This window comes from Pseudoalteromonas sp. RW-H-Ap-1, assembly GCF_048318575.1.
In the GTDB taxonomy this organism is placed as follows: domain Bacteria; phylum Pseudomonadota; class Gammaproteobacteria; order Enterobacterales; family Alteromonadaceae; genus Pseudoalteromonas.
In genome coordinates this window covers 3,154,383-3,171,651 of sequence record NZ_CP166996.1, presented here as the reverse complement: position 1 = coordinate 3,171,651, position 17,269 = coordinate 3,154,383, and the positions used below count along the sequence as shown (strand labels likewise).

Below are 17,269 nucleotides of genomic sequence, written 5' to 3'. Positions count from 1 at the left end.
GCTAAAAGCGCTAGACCTAAGCCTAGCGCATAAAGCTTAATGCGATTTTGCGTATTGCTCAGCTTGCTTCCACACTCTTAGTGTATTGCCGCTTAAAATCTTTTTAATATCGGTATCGCTGTAACCTCTGTCCATCAAACCTTGAACTAGGTTAGGGTAGCTAGATACATCCTTTAAGCCGATAGGCAGTGAGTCACCTACACCGTCGTAATCAGAGCCAATACCAACATGATCGATACCAATTAGCTTCACAACGTGATCAATATGATCAAGCACTTGCTCAAGGCTAGCAAATGGGAATGGATTTTTAGCGCGGTACATAGCATCAAAATCTTTAGCTACTTTTTTGCCTTCTTCAGTAATTGTTTGCTTTTTACTTTTGAATTGATCGTACCAACTTCCGGCTTTTGAAGTAACAAAACTTGAGCCAAAGTTAATTTGAATCACACCACCGTTCTTTTTAAGGGCTAACAGCATGTCGTCATTCATATTACGCTCAAAACCAGGCGTATATTTACGTAGTGAAGAGTGTGATGCAATAACGGGTGTGTTAGACAATTCCATTACTTGATAAAATGCATCGTCCGAAATATGCGATACATCAATCAGCATGCCGATGTTATTCATCTCTTTTACTAGCTCTTTACCGAATGGACTTAAGCCTTTCCACTTGCGACGAATATCGTATGATGAGTCAGAAATATGATTGCTTTGCGAGTGAGCTAGGGTGATGTAACGTACGCCACGATCAAAGAAGTGTTGTAGGTTTTTCATTTCGCCCTCGATAGGCGATCCGTTTTCCATGCCCATGGCGATTGATATTTTATTGTCCTTGAACTGTTGCTCAATGTCTTGTGTTGAGTCAGCAATGGCAAACTTATCTGGAGCACGAAACGCAATCGCTTCCATACCATCAATCAATTGATTCGCTAATTGGAAGCTTTTTCCTTTGCCTTCAAACTCTAAATGAGCAGGAATATAAATCGACATAAATGGCGCGTTTAAACCGCCTTTTACTGCACGAGGGTAATCAAAATCGCCGCCCTCAGTGGCTTTAGTTACATCCGCCCATTTATCATGAATGCGGTAAGGTACATCAATGTGAGTGTCGATTAAAATGGTATCGTGAGCAAGCTTAATTGCTTTATCTGAAGGGGTTATTTCAGCGCTGACTGCGCCGGTTAATGCAATCGACATTGCAGCAACTAGTGAGCTTAGTTTTATCATTTATAATGGCTCTTTGAGTTAAAAAAACCATTGTCTATTTTTACGTCGTGTCTGACAAGTTTACTCGTCGAATTGCGCTTCACTTTGCAGTGCTTTGAATTCACTTTTAGAGATTATGGTGACCGATTCGTGCAGTTCAGAGAAAAACACCATAGCTTCGCCGCTTTTTAATTGCTGATTTACTTGCGCCACTTTACTTTCAATACTGAATTCTTGTTCGCCATAATCTGTGCCTTCACGCAGTACATAGCTTTCAATTAGGTTGTACAGTGTGTCTTTATCAAGTTGTTCAAAAGGAATAATCATAGTCACTCTTTATCGGTGTTATTAAATACACATTGCTTAAAATAATCAGGCACCACTTGCTCTAACCAATACACAGGCTTAAACGGGTTGTTACCGCTAATAAAACCAACGTGGCCGCCTTTTTCAGAGATACGAAGCGTAACATGCTCACTTACATCCTGACTACTTGGAACCGCTTTAATCGACAACATAGGGTCGTCTTTGGCATGGATAATTAGTGTAGGTGTCGCAATATCTTTTAAGTACGGCATCGCACTGGCTTTTTTGTAGTAATCGTGTGCATTCTCAAAGCCATGCAACGGTGCTGTAAGCTGGTTATCGAACTCTAATAAATCGTCAATTTCCATTAATTGATCAGTGGTGATCGGTATCTGTTGTTTAATTTGCGGTAATTTACGTTGCATCGACTTTTTCATTCGATCGAGCAAATATTTTTGATAAATTTTACCTAAGCTTTTACGAATAACATCACTAGATGATGACAAATCATAGGGCGCAGATATCACGGCGGCTGCACTAAGAGGGCAGTGGATGTTTTCTTCGCCTAAATATTTAGCGAGCACATTACCACCCAATGAAAACCCCACCGCTACGATAGGGCGATTTGGAAATTGTTGTTTTAAATGATTTATAAAAAAAGCTAAATCGGCGGTATCGCCACTATGGTAGGCTCTGGGTAAGCGGTTTACTTCGGTTGAGCAGTTTCTAAAGTGCATCAATACGACAGCAAAGCCTTGCTTTTTTAATACCTTCATCATGCCTTTGGCATAAAAACTGTTTATGTTGCCTTCAAGCCCATGAAGTACCACTGCGAGCGGTGCTTTTTCGTTATGCGGGAGTGACCAAGCAAGCTCAATAAAATCACCGTCGGGCGTATCAAGTTGCGCAAGTTCGTAGCGAGTATGATGAAAAGGGCGGAAAAAACGCGGTATTATGGTTTGAACGTGTCGGTTGGTCATCCACCATGCGGGTTTGAACTTAGGGATCATGTCTGTACTACGCACTTTGCAATTAACGAAGCGCTAGTGTAGCAAATTTTTTATATTTAAAAATAAAAAGCGCCTAATCAGTAAACTAATAAGGCGCTTTGTGCGTCGTGCTTAATGCTGTTCTTTAATGTCTGCATCGTGTACTTTTTTCATGAAAAAATACACAAAGAAGAGGCATAAACTAATAACGACGCCTAAAAATCCAAATGATAAAAATAGTACTGGGTCGCTAAAAAAATCTCTAAAGAATACGTCCATAATTGCCTCCTGATGTCTATGGGGTAATCATAGGCTGGCTCAGCAGTGCTTGATATGATCCAGATCAAGCTATTTTACAGATTATAAAATGGGCAATGCAGATGTTGATTTTGATCAATAAAGTTAAGTCAATTTTGCACTTTTTAGTAAATTATCTGCGATTTTTTAATCACTTTTATAATAAAGATTGTCAGCAAAGTTCAGCTTTGAATAACCGTTGTTTTGTTTTAGGTTAAATAAAATAAACCTGGTGTTAAATATATTTGACATGAATAAAAAGTGAACTTATAGTTTAAAAGTCAAAAATATTTTACTTGGAGTTAGCTTTATATGACTCGTTCAGAGCACTTTAAAGAACTTTTACAAAGCATAAGTTTTAGAGAACTGACGCTGAGTATCGATTTACTAGTAAGCGTGTACATATCTTACTTTTATGTAAACAGTCTAATGAATGCGAGTACGCAGCAGCTTAGTTCTGTTTCTTGGTTATCTGGCTTATTGCTACAGGTGTTAATTTATTCTGTGATACTTATAGTATTGAGCTATTTATTACTTGCATTTGTCAGTGATAATGAATTAAATCAGCCACCGGATGTGCGAGAAAAGCAAATAAATTTAGTGGGTTATAAATACAAAGCCATAATCTTACAGGCGGGAATTTGTGTTGCTATTTTTCAATATCAAATTGAAGCTAATAACTGGGGCCCAGCTATCGAATATAATATTCCATATTTACCAATGCATATCATGGTAGGCGCTTTTTTGATTGCCGAAATAGTCAATTACATAGCGCAGCTTTTTAAAGGCAGAACGGGTGATATTTATGAGTGAGTATGCAATAACTAACTCTATTCGAACATTACGTTTTTTACGCGATGAAATGACGCAAAAGCAGCTAGCAGATGCTATTGGCGTAACGCGGCAAACGGTAATGGCTATTGAGGCAAATAAATATTCACCCACTTTAGAGGTGGCTTTTAAAATTTCTTTAGTTTTTAACTTACCTTTAGAAGAGGTGTTTCAATACAAAACTAAAGATTTATAGCTTGGTGTATAAAAGTAAACCAAAGTAACCATGTATATAAGAGCTAATATTCATAATATAAATGGTTTTATGATCTGATGAAATTAATAGTGAAAAATTATGCCAAATATTTATCGCTGTTATTGGGCGTTGCACAAGGTGTTAAACTCATACTATTAACTACATCAATTAATATTATTTGTTGCTGCTTTTCTAATTTCAATTCGGCGCCGAGAAGTGCCTTTCGAATTACGGCGTAATCTGTAATCTCGGTTTGATTGGCTTTTAAATAGGCACGTGTGGCTCGTAGAGGCTTCAATGCCCGCTTATCAAGCTCACTAATTGATTGCTCAAGCTTATTTAGCTGTGTTTGGCTAATTGTTAGATTGAGAGAATCTAGGTAATACAACAACAAGCACAGGTTTACGTTTTTACCTAGTTGGTTTTGGTTATTTAACAGGCGCGCTTGCATGCCATCTTCGCTATAAAGCTGACATGCAAATTGCCAAAAGTTGTCGCTATTAAGCAAGTTCATCGGCGAATGCCTGCTCTTTTTGTTCCATTTCCTCAAGGGCCATAAGTAGCTCTTCCTCAACATCGTTAAGCTTAGGCGTAAGTGTGGCTTGTTTAGTAATTAACTCTTTAAGCTTGCCTTTATTTTCGTCGTTATAGAGAGTGTTATCGCCTAGTGCCTCTTCAACGTCAGCTAGTTCTGCAGCAAATTTATCTAATTGCTTTTCAAGTTTTTCAATTTGCTTTTTCAGCGGCTGAATTGCCTTTCTAAACTCGGCCTCTAAGCGCTTTTGCTCTTTACGGTTAACTTGTGAATGGGCTTTTGGCTCTTCGTCGGTGTCGTTTTTAGCGGCTTCTTTATTAGCATTAAGCAGCCACTGATAATATGCATCTAGGTCGTAGCCAAATTGAGTGACCTCGCCATTATCAACCAAATAAAATTCATCGGCGGTATTTTTAAGCATATGACGGTCATGCGATACTGTGACCATAGCGCCTTCAAAGCCTTGTAAAGCCATTACTAATGCATGACGCATTTCTAAATCAAGGTGGTTGGTTGGCTCATCCAGTAACAGCAAGTTTGGTTTTTGATAAACTAACATAGCCAGTACTAAACGGGCTTTTTCACCGCCAGAAAAGGGTGCTACAGGGTCGAGTGCCTTATCGCCTACAAAGGCAAAGCCGCCTAAAAAGTCACGCAATGATTGTTCGCTGGCTTTTGGATTTAAGCGTTGCAGGTGGGTGACGGCACTGGCTTTTAAATCTAGAGACTCCAGTTGATGCTGCGCAAAGTAGCCAATGTTTAAGCCTTGGTGCTGAAACACTTCACCCGCTTGAGGCTGTAAGTCACCTGATAGTAACTTAATCAGTGTTGATTTACCTGCGCCATTTCTACCAAGTAGTGCAATACGGCTGCCTGGGACTAAGTTCAGCTTAATACTGTTTAAAATGGTTACATCGCCATAACCGGCTTTGGCTTTGTCGAGTGTCATTAACGGGTTAGGCAGAGCTGTTGGCTCGGCAAATTCAAAATCAAATGGCGAGTCAGCATGTGCTGGGGCAAGTTTTTCCATGCGCTCTAGCGCTTTAACGCGACTTTGTGCTTGTTTGGCTTTACTAGCTTTTGCTTTAAAGCGGGTAATGAACTGCTCAAGATGGGCAATTTGCTCTTGTTGTTTTTCAAACATGGCCTGCTGTTGTAATAAACGCTCAGCTTTTTGGCGCTCAAACTGCGAGTAGTTACCTTTGTACACATTAATAAGCTGTTTATCTATATGCCAAATTTGATCGACTACCGCATCTAAAAACTCACGGTCGTGAGAAATAAGTACTAGCGTGCCGGTGTAGGCACGTAAAAAACGCTCGAGCCAATACACGGCATCTAAATCTAGGTGGTTTGTTGGCTCATCCAGTAACAGTAAGTCGGCATCGCGAATAAGCGCTTGGGCTAAGTTTAAGCGCATGCGCCAACCACCCGAAAATGCACTTACCGGGTTTTCTATTTGATTATTAGCAAAGCCTAAACCATGTAACAGCTCACCGGCTTTGGCTTCAATGCTATAGCCTTTAATATTTTCAAGCTGAATATGCACTTTAGCTTGAGTGTCGCCATCGTTATTTTGCTCGGCTTCACGCAACGCAATTCTTAGTGCGTAGTATTCAGGGTGGCCTTGCAGTACGTAATCTATAGCGCTTATTTCAAGGGCGGGGGTTTCTTGCTTTACCGAGGCCAGTGACCAATCTTTAGGAATACTACAATTACCGCCATCCAACTGTAACTCAGACTTCAATAAACTAAATAACGTTGACTTACCACAGCCATTAGCACCAACAAGGCCTACTTTGTGCTCTGGGAATAGTGTAGCCGATGCATTTTTTAATAAAGCTTTGCCACCGCGAAGCAGTTCTATTTCTGAGATTTGGATCATAAATACTTTACTTTACTGTGCCTTGATTGAATTGCCGCCATTATAACACGGATCTTATTAGCTATATCAATCGTATCAAGTAGGCAAATATTGCGATAAAATGACGTCAGTCAAAATGGTAGGAAAAGCGAAGTGAAACATAAAAAACGATTTATTGCTGGAGCAACGTGTCCTGATTGTAAAACTATGGATATGTTAATGCTTTACAAAGAGCACGACGTAGAAAAAGTAGAATGTATGCAGTGTGGCCATAAAATGGCTCAACCAGAGCAAGCTGTGCAGGCATCAACACGCCAATTTGAACAGATCATTGGCGTGTTTAATCCAGGCGACTAGTGCCTTATTAGTGCTGCTTAATAATGCGGCGGCGGTGGCTCTGGCATATTCGATATCATAGGCTGTGATGACTGCGATTCTTTCAGTTTTTCAGCCAGCAACTCGGTTTGGCGCTTTATTTTTGCCAACTGTTGCTGGTGAACTTTTATTTCATCATTTAAAATTTCAATCGTTTCGTCTTGAAAAGCCACTTTAGCCTCAAGTTCCATTAACCGATGTTCAATTGTGTTCATTTGGTTCTCGTATAATAAAGCGCTCAGCGATTCCGCTTGAGCTTTCAGTTAACAGTGATTTACCGTTATCTGTAAATGTCACATCAAGTACCACTGCCGATTTTGGCCTGCTGCCTTCTCGTGGGGTCACTTGCCATGTTTGAATTTTTTCACCACTATTTAGCTGCCATAAATCCACTCGTTTGTTGGGTGAACCTGTTGCTAATAAAGTGCCTTGGTCGTTAAAGCGCACCGCAGTAAAAATTTTCTGACGCGCAATATACTTTAGTTTACTAACAAGGTCACCTGTAGTCAGCTTCCATACATTTGCTTGTGCCATACTGTCGGCGGTAAAAGCATAACGTCCTTGAGGATCTAAAGCGACTTGGGTTACTCGGGTTGAGTGATTAAAGCGATGAATAACTTGTCCACTTTGGGTATCCCATAAGTAGGCCACATAATCGTTTGAGCCGCTCAATGCATAGCGCCCATTAGGTGATAGGTCTACGGTGTTTACTTTATCTTGGTGGCCTAAAAATTCAATGCGTCTGCCAGTGTTAAGGTTTATAAATACTACAACGCCATCGCTACGTCCGTATACAACACTGTTACCTTGGTTACTAATGGCAATATCGCGGATGCTGGCTTTTTGTATTTTGTAAAAGCCTTTATTTTTTCCTGAGGCAATATCCCAAACGGCGAAGGTGGTTTTTTCGGCGGTAACAGCCACGCTATTATCAAAAGCAATGGCTACAGCGTAAACGAGGCTATCTTGCGCTTGTTGTTGAAACCATTGGTATTTAAGGGCTTGCTGTTGATTATCCCAAAGTGCGACCCCATGATTGATAGAAGACACTAAGCTGTATTGACCATCATGCGATAGTGCGGATGAGAAAGCACCTTGTGCTGTGTGCTCAAAGCTAGCCACTGCTTGTTGTTTTTCATCACTACATGCAATTGTCAATAAACAGCAGGTAGCAACTAAAAAAGTACGAAATAACGACATATTACAGGTATTTCCTCTTAACTCTTCGTGACTGAGAGGTTAGACTAGGTTGCGAAAAACGCCTAGGTTGTTTGTCTAATCACTGGATATGTTTTTAGTTTAGCTATTAAACAAGCAGCCTACCATGTAGGCCGTTAATCTTTAACTAGTAATATTACAATAAATGACAACTGCAAAGTGTGTCGGAGATTTAAAATGAGAAAGACGATTAAATTGTCATTGATTGCAGCGTCAGTTTTAGCGCTTACAGCTTGTAATCAAGAAGCAAAAAAAGAGCAAGCAGACGTTAAACTAGATACTGTAGCGCAACAACAAGCATACGGTATTGGTGCATCTGTAGGTAACTTTTTAAATAAAGACCTAGCGGATAAAAAAGAAATTGGTATCGAATTAGATCAAGCATTATTAATGCGTGGTTTTGAAGATGCACTTGCCGGTAATGCTAAAATTGACGAAGAAAAAATTCGTGAAGTATTAACAGCATTAGATGAGTCAGTGCGTACTAAACAAGAAGAAAAAGCAAAGGTAGAGTCTGAAAAAAGCAAAGTTGAGGGTGAAAAATACCTAGCTGATAATGCTAAAAAAGAAGGCGTAATGGTTACTGAGTCTGGTTTACAGTACGAAGTAATGAGCGAAGGCGAAGGCGCTAAGCCAGTAGCGACTGACGTGGTTAAAGTACATTATAAAGGTACTCTTTTAGACGGTACTGAATTTGATAGCTCTTACTCACGCAATGAGCCAACAACTTTCCCACTAAACCGTGTTATTCCTGGTTGGACTGAAGGCTTACAACTTATGACTGTTGGTTCTAAGTACAAATTTACCATTCCTTCAGACCTTGCTTACGGTGACCGTGATTTAGGTAAAATTCCTGCTAATTCAACACTTATTTTTGAAGTTGAATTATTAGAAATTCAAAATGATGCAGAAACTGCCGCTGCAGAATAAGTATTTATATAAAACAAAAAAGGGACCTAGGTCCCTTTTTTATTGCACTGAATAACTGATTAATCTGCGTGATTAGAATATAAGTTATCAATTAACTCATCTTCAAGTGCAAATCGAGCTTCGAGTGCTTCACCCATTACCGATAGGTCGTTATCAAATCCTACTAATAAATCTTCTGCATCTACCTCAGCGTATTTGTCGTTGAAATCCAAAGCAATATCTGTGGTATCTGAAATACGTGGGTATATAGTATTTGCTAGTTGTTGGCTTTCTAGGCCTTTCTTTTCGCAAGCTTTAGCAATATCGTCGTACACTTCAAAGTGCCCAGCCGATAGGTAATCCATCAATATTTGGCAAAAAGCTTGAATTTGAGACGGTTCAGGCAAAGACTGATCTTTTTTCTCGTAAGGTGAAAAGCCTGCAATCTTACAATAAAGTACAATCAGCTCTTGGCGTTCGTTTAACCAATTGTCGATGACCGTATGGCTACCCCCACTTTTGTTGAGCTTTCTCTACACGCTTCAGCATAATTTTTCTCCTAAGCTGGGTTGGATTTTTAATTGGTAATAATGTTTATATTATCCAAGATATATTTAATTGACGTGTATATCAACAAGTAAAATAGATGTAGTACCACAGAGGGTTTTGTTTAAGGGTATAAGTTGTAAGTATTTATTGCAGGAAAGAAAAAACCACCAATTACGGTGGTTTAATTTCTTTATTAGACTTGTTTAAACAAGCATTCTTATTTTTATTAGAGATTTTTATTATTTTTATATTAACGATTTTTGTTATTGTTATGTTAACGCGGAATAACAATATCAAGCTTTTATAAATGTTGCAAATAGTTTAATGAAAAGTTTTTATTATTAACGTTTGCTTGGTTGTTTTGTGTACAAAACGAAATGAAAACAAAAAATTACTTGATCTGGCGCTACTCTGTGGCGATTTAATCGCTTAGCGATAGAGGGGGGCAAATATGGTGGTACAATCTTGCACAATTTCTAAAAGCCCTAGGACTCTATACGCTATGAGCGAATTAAAAAACGACCGTTATTTACGTGCCCTTGCCAAGCAACCTGTTGATGTCACGCCAGTATGGATGATGCGTCAAGCTGGACGTTATTTACCTGAATACCGTGCTACACGTGCACAAGCGGGCGATTTTATGAGCCTGTGTAGAAATGCTGAGTTAGCCTGTGAAGTAACATTACAGCCTCTGCGCCGTTACCCGTTAGATGCCGCTATTTTATTTAGTGATATTTTAACTATCCCAGATGCAATGGGATTAGGCTTGTACTTTGAAACGGGTGAAGGCCCTAAGTTTGAACGCCCAATTTCATCATTAGCCGATGTTAAAAAAATTCCTAAACTTGATCCTACCGATGAGCTTGGCTATGTAATGAATGCTGTAAGCACTATTCGTCGTGAGCTTAAAGGTGAAGTGCCATTAATTGGTTTCTCGGGTTCACCTTGGACACTTGCAACTTATATGGTTGAAGGCGGAAGCAGTAAGGTTTTTGGTAAAATCAAAAAAATGGCATTTGCTGAGCCACAAACACTGCATTTACTACTTGATAAGCTAGCTGATTCAGTGATTGATTATTTAAACGCGCAAGTTAAAGCGGGTGCACAATCGCTGATGATATTTGATTCGTGGGGCGGTGTATTGAGCCCGCGTGACTACAATGAGTTTTCACTGCAGTATATGCATAAAATCGTTGATGGTTTAATTCGCGAAAATGATGGCCGTAAAGTACCGGTTACCTTGTTCACTAAAAATGGTGGCCAATGGATTGAGGCAATTGCAGCAACAGGTTGTGATGCAGTAGGCCTAGATTGGACTATTAATATTGGTGATGCAAAACGTCGTGTTGGCGATAAAGTGGCGCTACAAGGCAATATGGACCCTTCAATGCTACACGGCACGCCAGATCGTATTCGCCAAGAAGTTGGCACTATTTTAGAAGACTTTGGCACTGGCAATGGTCATGTATTTAACTTAGGGCATGGTATTACACCAGATGTTGACCCAGAAAATGCGGGTGTATTTATTAACGCTGTGCATGAGCTAAGTGCGCAATATCACAAGTAAGTTATGAACTAACAATAAAAAGCCCGCTAATTAGCGGGCTTTTTTGTGCAAACTATTTTACTTAAGCACTTACTTAAACAAGCGGTTTAAGCCATTTAATGCCGCAACTCGATAAGCTTCTGCCATTGTTGGGTAGTTAAACGTAGTATTTACAAAGTAGTCGATGGTATTGCCACCATTTTTTTGTTCCATTATAGCTTGGCCAATGTGAACAATCTCAGAAGCACGCTCACCAAAGCAATGCACGCCAAGTACTTCTTTGGTTTCTGTATGGAACAATATTTTTAAACTACCCACATCGGTACCTGCAATTTGCGCACGGGCTAAGTGTTTAAATTGCGCACGCCCAACTTCATACGGTACTTTTGCGGCAGTTAATTGCTGCTCTGTTTTACCAACAGAACTCATTTCAGGAATAGTATAAATACCGGCTGGAATATCAATAATCAGCTTTTCATCGCAGTTACCACAAGCGATGGCATCTGCGGCAATTCGACCTTGATCAAAGGCAGCGCTAGCAAGGCTTGGGTAGCCAATAACATCGCCTACCGCGTATACGTTGTCTATTTCTGTTTGGTAGGTTTCGTTTACTTTTACTTGTCCGCGGCTATCTGCTTTTAAGCCAATTGCTTCTAAATTCAATGTATCAGTATTACCAGTACGGCCATTGGCAAATAAAATACAGTCAGCCTTTACACGTTTACCCGATTTTAAATGCATAACAACACAGTCATCGCGGGTTTCAATGCGATCAAATTCTTCGTTATGACGAATAACAATGCCACTATTCCAAAAGTGATAGCTAAGCGCATCAGATATTTCAGCATCCATAAACGCAAGTAGGCGATCGCGAGTATTTACTAAATCAACCTTTGCACCTAGCCCTTTAAAGATAGATGCGTATTCACAACCAATTACACCCGCACCGTATATAAGTACGCGATGAGGGTCGTGTTCAAGGCCTAAAATTGTGTCACTTTCATAAATACGCGAATGGGTAAAATCAACACCTGGTGGGCGATAAGGGCGTGAGCCGGTCGCAATAACAATAGTTTGTGCAGTTAGGCGTTCAGTTGAACCGTCATTACGTCTAATTTCGATGGTGTGCTTATCAACAAAGCTAGCATCGCCCTGAAACATATGAATGCGGTTACGATCGTAAAAGCTGCTGCGTAAGTTTGATTGCTTTGAAATCACCGAACTGGCATGGCGCAAAATATCAGGAAAAGTAAGTCTTACTGGACGTTCACCTACATTAAACAAAGGGTTTGCTTTGTATTCAATGTAGCGACTAACCGAATGACGAAGTGCCTTTGAAGGAATGGTTCCCCAGTGAACACAACCACCACCAACAGCAGTTTGACGTTCAATTACTGCTACTTTTTTGTTGCTTTTAGAGAGGTTCATAGCGGTCCCTTCACCGCCAGGACCCGTGCCAATAATGATTGCATCATATTGGTAGCTCACGGGTACTTTTTTCTTTTCTGGTTGTTTGGCCACAGCCACTCCTATTTTAACTAAAAGAGGCTTTTAATAACCTCGCATTAAGTGCTAGCCATGCCTGTTTTTGTGTTTCCCAGGCGGCTTCAAGCTCGTGATATTGTGCCATTAATGCTGAGCATTCACACTGCTTTGCCATATTATTTTTTTTAGCTTCCAACACTTGTTTTTGTAATGAGCAATAATTTTGCAGCTTTTTAAGCAACAAATCGTACTCTTGTTGTAATAATGTAAGCTTATCTTGCGCTAAAGGCAATTTTGCAAGGCGACCTTGTGTTTTGCTCATTAAGGTTTCTGCTTTGGCTTTTTCAATGCGCTCAACCGGTGTGCGCTTTAATTTACTCGCTAAACCAATAGCAGCGAGTGAGCGGATCATCCATTTTGTTGGGTCGTAATGAAACCATTTAATGCCATTGCGATAATCGCTGGCAAAAATATGATGGAAGTTATGATAACCCTCACCGTAGGTAAACAGTGCTAAAAAGCCATTGTCTCTCGCGGTGTTTTTTTCAGTGTAAGGACGTGAACCCCAAATGTGCGCTACTGAGTTAATAAAAAAGGTAAAGTGCTGACTCAGTACTAAACGCAATAAGCCTGCTAACAATAGCATGCCCCATACATCACCAAGCATTAAGCCGAGTGCTAGCGGTAAACCAACATTCATGGCAATCACCAGTTTTAAGTAATTTTTGTGCTGCCACATAACAATTTTATTTCGCTGTAAATCACGACAGTTGCTGTAATCATCGTAGCTGTCGCCTTGGTAGTCACGTAACATCCAACCAATGTGGCTATACCAAAAGCCATTTGTGGCTGCATAAGGGTCTTTAACTGGATCATCAACTTGACCATGGTGAATTCGATGATCGCTGCTCCAATGCAGCGCACTATTTTGTAGCGCAAAAGCACCACCAAGGGCAAAAATAAATTCAACCGCAGGGTGTGCGTTATAGGTTTTATGTGCCCATAAACGGTGGTAGCCCGCGGTGATCGATAATCCCGCAAAAAACATGCAAGCTACAAAAGCAACCCATTGCGTGCCTGTAAAGCCATAGTTAAACCCATACCAAGGTACAAGTGTAATAGCAGCCAAAAACGTCAGGCTAAAGAAAAGGACGTTGGTCCATATAATTGGTGGTTTTTTCATGTTTATCATTTCTCAGCGTACAACTGTAAGCTAAAATAATATTTCAATCTGCTGCCGTCAAGTATTAGACTGTACTATTAGCTATTTTTTTAATTAAAAATTTATTACAAACTCACTCAGGGAGCTGTTGATGTCGGGTGTTAGAGCACAACAGAAACAAAAAACACGACAAGCATTAATTGAAGCTGCATTTAATCAGCTTAGTGCTGATCATAGCTTTTCTAATTTAAGCTTGCGTGAGGTTGCACGCGAAGCAGGTATTGCGCCTACCTCTTTTTATCGTCACTTTAAAGATATGAACGAGTTGGGCTTAACTATGGTTGATGAAGCGGGTTTAACCCTACGCCAGCTGATGCGCCAAGCACGCAGACGAATAGCCAGTGGTGGCAGTGTAATCAACACCTCTGTGGTTACTTTTATGGAGTTTATTGATAACTCAAGCAATCAGTTTAGACTTTTGCTGCGTGAACGCTCAGGGACTTCAAAAGCATTTAGAGCGGCAGTGGCACGTGAAGTAAAACACTTTATTTTAGAACTCGCACATTATTTAGAAAGTGAAACCCCCTGCGATGCTATTCATGCGTATATTCAGGCAGAAGCCATGGTGACTTTGGTATTTAATGCAGGCGCTGAAGCGCTCGATATTGAAGGTCAGCAACGCGATGAACTGATTGAGCGAGTTATATGGCAGTTACGTTATATTACGCGCGGCGCGTCAAATTACGTACGTGCTGAAAATAAAGAATAAATATTAAAAAAGTTAAAATAAGCGCTGTATTTTACAGCGCTTATTAATTTAAACCTTACCTAGGTTTAAGTTGGATATTTTATTCTGTTATTCAGTTTTATTTGAATTTAAACTCCCTAAAAAGTCCCCTTTAATTATTTGCTTGGTATTTTTATGCTTGCACCAACTGCGTTGCAATGATAAAAATAAGCCTCATTGGACACACACACAAGAAAACAGATGCAAACTATTCGCTTAATTACACTGAACCTAAACCTCTTACTGCTGTGGCAAGTGAGCGGGGATTAGTGTGTTTGCATTGAGTTAAACATTAAAAACCCCGCAACCGCGGGGTTTTTTTTATCTCGCTGTAGGGATAAATCGAAATTTGGGTAACACAGCAATTGAGGGGCAGTTATGCAACAGCAAGATAAAGTATGGATTTTTGATACCACCTTACGTGATGGTGAGCAGGCACTAAAAGCAAGCCTAACAGAAGACGATAAAGTGCAACTAGCGCATACTATTAGCCGCTTAAATGTCGATGTAATGGAAGTAGGGTTTCCGGTGTCGAGCCCAGCTGACTTTCGCTCAGTGCAACGTATTGCCACCGAGGTGAAAGGCCCTATTATTTGTGGTTTAGCTCGCTCGGTTGCCAAAGATATCGAGGCCTGTGGCGAAGCGTTACGTGCTGCACAGCAAAGTCGTATTCATACTTTTATTGCTACCAGCCCGCTTCATCTTGAACACAAGTTGCGTATGAGCCTTGATGATGCCACTGCAATGGCTGTTAAATCTATCAAATTAGCGCGTAACTATACCGATGATGTTGAGTTTTCGTGTGAAGACGCGGGGCGTACACCGCATTGGGATTTATGCAAAATTGTTGAGCAAGCAATTAACGCCGGTGCATCAACAATTAATTTGCCAGATACAGTCGGTTTTGTAACCCCAGATGAATACGCAGCAATGATCCGTCATTTAATGAATAACGTGCCAAATATAGATAAAGCGCGTTTAAGTGTGCATTGCCACAACGATTTAGGTTTAGCCGTTGCCAACTCCGTGGCCGCCGTGCAAGCCGGTGCACGCCAAATTGAATGCACCATTAATGGTATAGGTGAGCGTGCGGGGAACTGTTCACTTGAAGAAGTGGCAATGATCATGAAAATGCGTAAAGACCACTTAAACGTATATACCGACATAAAAAGCGAAGAAATTTATCGCGCTTCTCGCCAGGTAGCCAAAATTTGTAATATGCCGGTACAGCCAAATAAAGCTATTGTTGGCGAAAATGCCTTTGCTCACAGCTCAGGTATTCATCAAGACGGTGTATTAAAAGCGCAAAACACTTATGAAATTATGTCACCAGAAAGTGTTGGCGTACCAAGTAATCAATTAAATATGACCTCGCGTTCAGGCCGCCATGTTATAGAACACCGCTTAGAAGAATTAGGCTATCAAAAATCAGATTACGACATGGATAGCTTATACCAAAGTTTCGTTGCGCTGGCTGACCAAAAAGGCACAGTATACGACTACGACCTAGAGGCCATGATTTACTTTAATCAAATTAACGACAAAGACGAAAAGTATCAGTTAGAGTTTGTTAACTCTGCGTCTAATTCACAATCGGTGGCGAGCTCAACCATAGGCTTGCTGATTGATGGCGAAGCAAAACAAGAAGCGGCCACAGGTAATGGCCCAGTTGAAGCTTCGTTTGCTGCTATTGAACGCTTAACAGGTATGAGCGTTGAAATGATTGAATACAATTTAGAGGCCACCGGCCAAGGCGCAAGCTCATTAGGGCAAGTGAATATTATTGCTAAATACGATGGTCGTCCTTACCACGGTGCTGGTATTGCGGCTGATGTGGTTGAAGCCTCTGTTCGAGCTATGGTTCGGGTTTATAACTTAATTTATCGAGCACAAAAAGTGTCTGATTTAAAACAACAAAGGAAAGCAGGATGAGTAAAACACATTACAGCGTTGCCGTATTAGCAGGCGACGGTATTGGCCCAGAGGTTATGGCAGCTGCAGAGCAAGTGCTTGATGCAGTCAGTGATAAATTTGGTTTTACTCTGAACCGCGAACACCACGCGATTGGCGGCGCAGCGATTGATGAGTTTGGCAAAGCCCTTCCTGATACAACTTTAAAAGCCTGTGAAAACGCCGATGCTATTTTATTTGGTTCAGTAGGTGGTCCTAAGTGGGAAAACCTACCACCGAATGAACAACCAGAGCGTGCCTCACTATTACCGCTACGCAAACATTTTGGTTTGTTTTGTAATTTGCGCCCAGCGCAGTTATTACCTGCATTAAGCGCTGCATCGCCGCTACGTGCTGATATCAGCGAAAAAGGCTTTGATATTTTATGTGTGCGCGAGCTAACCGGCGGTATTTATTTTGGTGAAAAAGGTCGCAGTGGCGAAGGTGCTGAAGAAGCAGCATTTGATACCCAAACCTATTCACGTAAAGAAATAGAGCGCATTGCACGCTTTGCTTTTGAGGCGGCTAAATTACGTAGCAATCACGTAACCTCGGTTGATAAAGCCAATGTACTTGCATCAAGCGTACTGTGGCGTGAAGTGGTAACCGAAGTTAGTAAAGAGTTTCCTGAGGTGAGCTTAGATTATATTTATGTAGATAACGCAGCCATGCAGCTAGTGAAACAACCTAGCCAGTTTGATGTATTACTGTGCGATAACTTATTTGGCGATATTTTATCTGACGAATGCGCGATGATCACCGGCTCTATGGGGCTATTACCTTCAGCTAGCTTAAATCAATCAGGCTTTGGCTTGTATGAACCCGCGGGTGGCTCAGCGCCTGATATCGCCGGAAAAGGGGTTGCTAACCCTATTGCACAAATTTTAAGTGCTGCATTAATGTTACGTTATTCGTTAGGACAAGATGAAGCGGCTCGCACTATTGAAAAAGCAGTCGCGGAGGCGGTTGAGGCAGGAGTAGGGACGCCTGATATTTATCCAGAGGGCGGCTATACCACCAACGATGTTGCAGCAGCTATCGTTTCACGTATTTAATTATTAAAG

At 40.7% G+C, this 17,269-nt stretch carries 17 protein-coding genes and 1 pseudogene; 8 read left to right on the top strand and 10 right to left on the bottom strand.

From position 1 onward, the window contains the following. Positions 1–36: 36 nt before the first annotated feature. The 3 genes from AB8618_RS15135 to AB8618_RS15125 are packed head-to-tail and all read right to left on the bottom strand — an operon-like array spanning position 37 to position 2,522. Positions 37–1,227: a dipeptidase gene (locus tag AB8618_RS15135; protein ID WP_178956756.1), complete on the bottom strand. Its 1,191-nt coding sequence runs from the start codon at positions 1,225–1,227 to the stop codon at positions 37–39. A 60-nt stretch (positions 1,228–1,287) separates the two neighbouring features. After that, on the bottom strand, positions 1,288–1,533 hold the full coding sequence (locus tag AB8618_RS15130) for a YheU family protein (protein ID WP_008114225.1): 246 nt from the start codon (positions 1,531–1,533) through the stop codon (positions 1,288–1,290). A gap of 2 nt (positions 1,534–1,535) precedes the next feature. Continuing rightward, positions 1,536–2,522: a hydrolase gene (locus AB8618_RS15125; protein WP_413400959.1), complete on the bottom strand. Its 987-nt coding sequence runs from the start codon at positions 2,520–2,522 to the stop codon at positions 1,536–1,538. Positions 2,523–3,110: 588 nt separating this feature from the next. Here AB8618_RS15125 and AB8618_RS15120 point away from each other — a divergent pair. After that, the gene (locus AB8618_RS15120; RefSeq protein ID WP_409424165.1) at positions 3,111–3,611 is read left to right on the top strand and encodes a hypothetical protein; all 501 of its coding nucleotides are present in this window, start codon (positions 3,111–3,113) and stop codon (positions 3,609–3,611) included. Next, complete coding sequence (locus AB8618_RS15115; protein ID WP_409424164.1) at positions 3,604–3,825, top strand: helix-turn-helix transcriptional regulator; 222 nt, start codon at positions 3,604–3,606, stop codon at positions 3,823–3,825. The genes AB8618_RS15120 and AB8618_RS15115 overlap by 8 nt, the downstream gene beginning before the upstream one ends. 97 nt (positions 3,826–3,922) lie before the next feature. Here AB8618_RS15115 and AB8618_RS15110 read toward each other — a convergent pair whose 3' ends face one another. Beyond that, positions 3,923–4,339, bottom strand: a complete 417-nt coding sequence (locus AB8618_RS15110; protein WP_409424163.1) for a TIGR02444 family protein — start codon at positions 4,337–4,339, stop codon at positions 3,923–3,925. Further along, positions 4,326–6,245, bottom strand: a complete 1,920-nt coding sequence (locus AB8618_RS15105; protein WP_413400958.1) for an ATP-binding cassette domain-containing protein — start codon at positions 6,243–6,245, stop codon at positions 4,326–4,328. The genes AB8618_RS15110 and AB8618_RS15105 overlap by 14 nt, the downstream gene beginning before the upstream one ends. A 132-nt stretch (positions 6,246–6,377) precedes the next feature. Between AB8618_RS15105 and AB8618_RS15100 the strand changes: the two genes are divergently transcribed. After that, positions 6,378–6,581: a YheV family putative zinc ribbon protein gene (locus tag AB8618_RS15100; protein ID WP_409424161.1), complete on the top strand. Its 204-nt coding sequence runs from the start codon at positions 6,378–6,380 to the stop codon at positions 6,579–6,581. A gap of 17 nt (positions 6,582–6,598) precedes the next feature. Here the strand turns inward: AB8618_RS15100 and AB8618_RS15095 are convergent, their stop codons facing one another. Both AB8618_RS15095 and AB8618_RS15090 read right to left on the bottom strand, forming a co-directional pair. Continuing rightward, complete coding sequence (locus tag AB8618_RS15095; RefSeq protein WP_413400957.1) at positions 6,599–6,814, bottom strand: SlyX family protein; 216 nt, start codon at positions 6,812–6,814, stop codon at positions 6,599–6,601. Then, positions 6,801–7,799, bottom strand: coding sequence for a WD40 repeat domain-containing protein (locus AB8618_RS15090; protein ID WP_413400956.1), 999 nt, complete (start codon positions 7,797–7,799; stop codon positions 6,801–6,803). The genes AB8618_RS15095 and AB8618_RS15090 overlap by 14 nt, the downstream gene beginning before the upstream one ends. Before the next feature lie 195 nt (positions 7,800–7,994). Between AB8618_RS15090 and fkpA the strand changes: the two genes are divergently transcribed. Then, positions 7,995–8,747: an FKBP-type peptidyl-prolyl cis-trans isomerase gene (gene fkpA / locus AB8618_RS15085; protein WP_413400955.1), complete on the top strand. Its 753-nt coding sequence runs from the start codon at positions 7,995–7,997 to the stop codon at positions 8,745–8,747. A gap of 59 nt (positions 8,748–8,806) precedes the next feature. Here the strand turns inward: fkpA and rsd are convergent. After that, positions 8,807–9,275: pseudogene (rsd, locus tag AB8618_RS15080) on the bottom strand (sigma D regulator). A 502-nt stretch (positions 9,276–9,777) separates the two neighbouring features. On the opposite strand from rsd, the gene hemE reads away from it, so the two are divergent. Then, the gene (hemE, locus tag AB8618_RS15075; protein ID WP_008114207.1) at positions 9,778–10,842 is read left to right on the top strand and encodes a uroporphyrinogen decarboxylase; all 1,065 of its coding nucleotides are present in this window, start codon (positions 9,778–9,780) and stop codon (positions 10,840–10,842) included. 69 nt (positions 10,843–10,911) lie between these two features. Here the strand turns inward: hemE and sthA are convergent, their stop codons facing one another. Together sthA and AB8618_RS15065 are read right to left on the bottom strand one after the other, a co-directional pair. Beyond that, a complete protein-coding gene (gene sthA / locus AB8618_RS15070) occupies positions 10,912–12,342 on the bottom strand; it encodes a Si-specific NAD(P)(+) transhydrogenase (protein WP_008114205.1) in 1,431 nt (476 codons plus the stop codon). Positions 12,343–12,355: 13 nt separating this feature from the next. After that, positions 12,356–13,489 carry an acyl-CoA desaturase gene (locus AB8618_RS15065; RefSeq protein ID WP_413400954.1) on the bottom strand — a complete coding sequence of 378 codons (1,134 nt, stop codon included), beginning with the start codon at positions 13,487–13,489 and terminating at the stop codon, positions 12,356–12,358. 130 nt (positions 13,490–13,619) lie between these two features. Here AB8618_RS15065 and fabR point away from each other — a divergent pair, with 130 nt between their 5' ends. From fabR to leuB, 3 genes are all read left to right on the top strand, one after another. Beyond that, entirely contained in the window at positions 13,620–14,237 is a 618-nt protein-coding gene (gene fabR, locus AB8618_RS15060) for an HTH-type transcriptional repressor FabR (protein WP_008114202.1), read from the top strand. Between the two features lie 396 nt (positions 14,238–14,633). Continuing rightward, a complete protein-coding gene (leuA, locus tag AB8618_RS15055; protein WP_138570723.1) occupies positions 14,634–16,187 on the top strand; it encodes a 2-isopropylmalate synthase in 1,554 nt (517 codons plus the stop codon). Continuing rightward, positions 16,184–17,260, top strand: a complete 1,077-nt coding sequence (gene leuB / locus AB8618_RS15050) for a 3-isopropylmalate dehydrogenase (RefSeq protein WP_413400953.1) — start codon at positions 16,184–16,186, stop codon at positions 17,258–17,260. The genes leuA and leuB overlap by 4 nt, the downstream gene beginning before the upstream one ends. Positions 17,261–17,269: the final 9 nt, after the last annotated feature.

Coding starts and splice junctions, on each gene's coding strand:
- fkpA (WP_413400955.1), top strand. CDS start 7,995: ATGAGAAAGACGATTAAATTGTCATTGATTGCAGCGTCAGTTTTAGCG.
- AB8618_RS15115 (WP_409424164.1), top strand. CDS start 3,604: ATGAGTGAGTATGCAATAACTAACTCTATTCGAACATTACGTTTTTTA.
- AB8618_RS15135 (WP_178956756.1), bottom strand. CDS start 1,227: ATGATAAAACTAAGCTCACTAGTTGCTGCAATGTCGATTGCATTAACC.
- leuB (WP_413400953.1), top strand. CDS start 16,184: ATGAGTAAAACACATTACAGCGTTGCCGTATTAGCAGGCGACGGTATT.
- AB8618_RS15125 (WP_413400959.1), bottom strand. CDS start 2,522: ATGATCCCTAAGTTCAAACCCGCATGGTGGATGACCAACCGACACGTT.
- fabR (WP_008114202.1), top strand. CDS start 13,620: ATGTCGGGTGTTAGAGCACAACAGAAACAAAAAACACGACAAGCATTA.
- AB8618_RS15110 (WP_409424163.1), bottom strand. CDS start 4,339: ATGAACTTGCTTAATAGCGACAACTTTTGGCAATTTGCATGTCAGCTT.
- AB8618_RS15105 (WP_413400958.1), bottom strand. CDS start 6,245: ATGATCCAAATCTCAGAAATAGAACTGCTTCGCGGTGGCAAAGCTTTA.
- AB8618_RS15065 (WP_413400954.1), bottom strand. CDS start 13,489: ATGAAAAAACCACCAATTATATGGACCAACGTCCTTTTCTTTAGCCTG.
- AB8618_RS15095 (WP_413400957.1), bottom strand. CDS start 6,814: ATGAACACAATTGAACATCGGTTAATGGAACTTGAGGCTAAAGTGGCT.
- leuA (WP_138570723.1), top strand. CDS start 14,634: ATGCAACAGCAAGATAAAGTATGGATTTTTGATACCACCTTACGTGAT.
- AB8618_RS15130 (WP_008114225.1), bottom strand. CDS start 1,533: ATGATTATTCCTTTTGAACAACTTGATAAAGACACACTGTACAACCTA.
- hemE (WP_008114207.1), top strand. CDS start 9,778: ATGAGCGAATTAAAAAACGACCGTTATTTACGTGCCCTTGCCAAGCAA.
- AB8618_RS15120 (WP_409424165.1), top strand. CDS start 3,111: ATGACTCGTTCAGAGCACTTTAAAGAACTTTTACAAAGCATAAGTTTT.
- AB8618_RS15090 (WP_413400956.1), bottom strand. CDS start 7,799: ATGTCGTTATTTCGTACTTTTTTAGTTGCTACCTGCTGTTTATTGACA.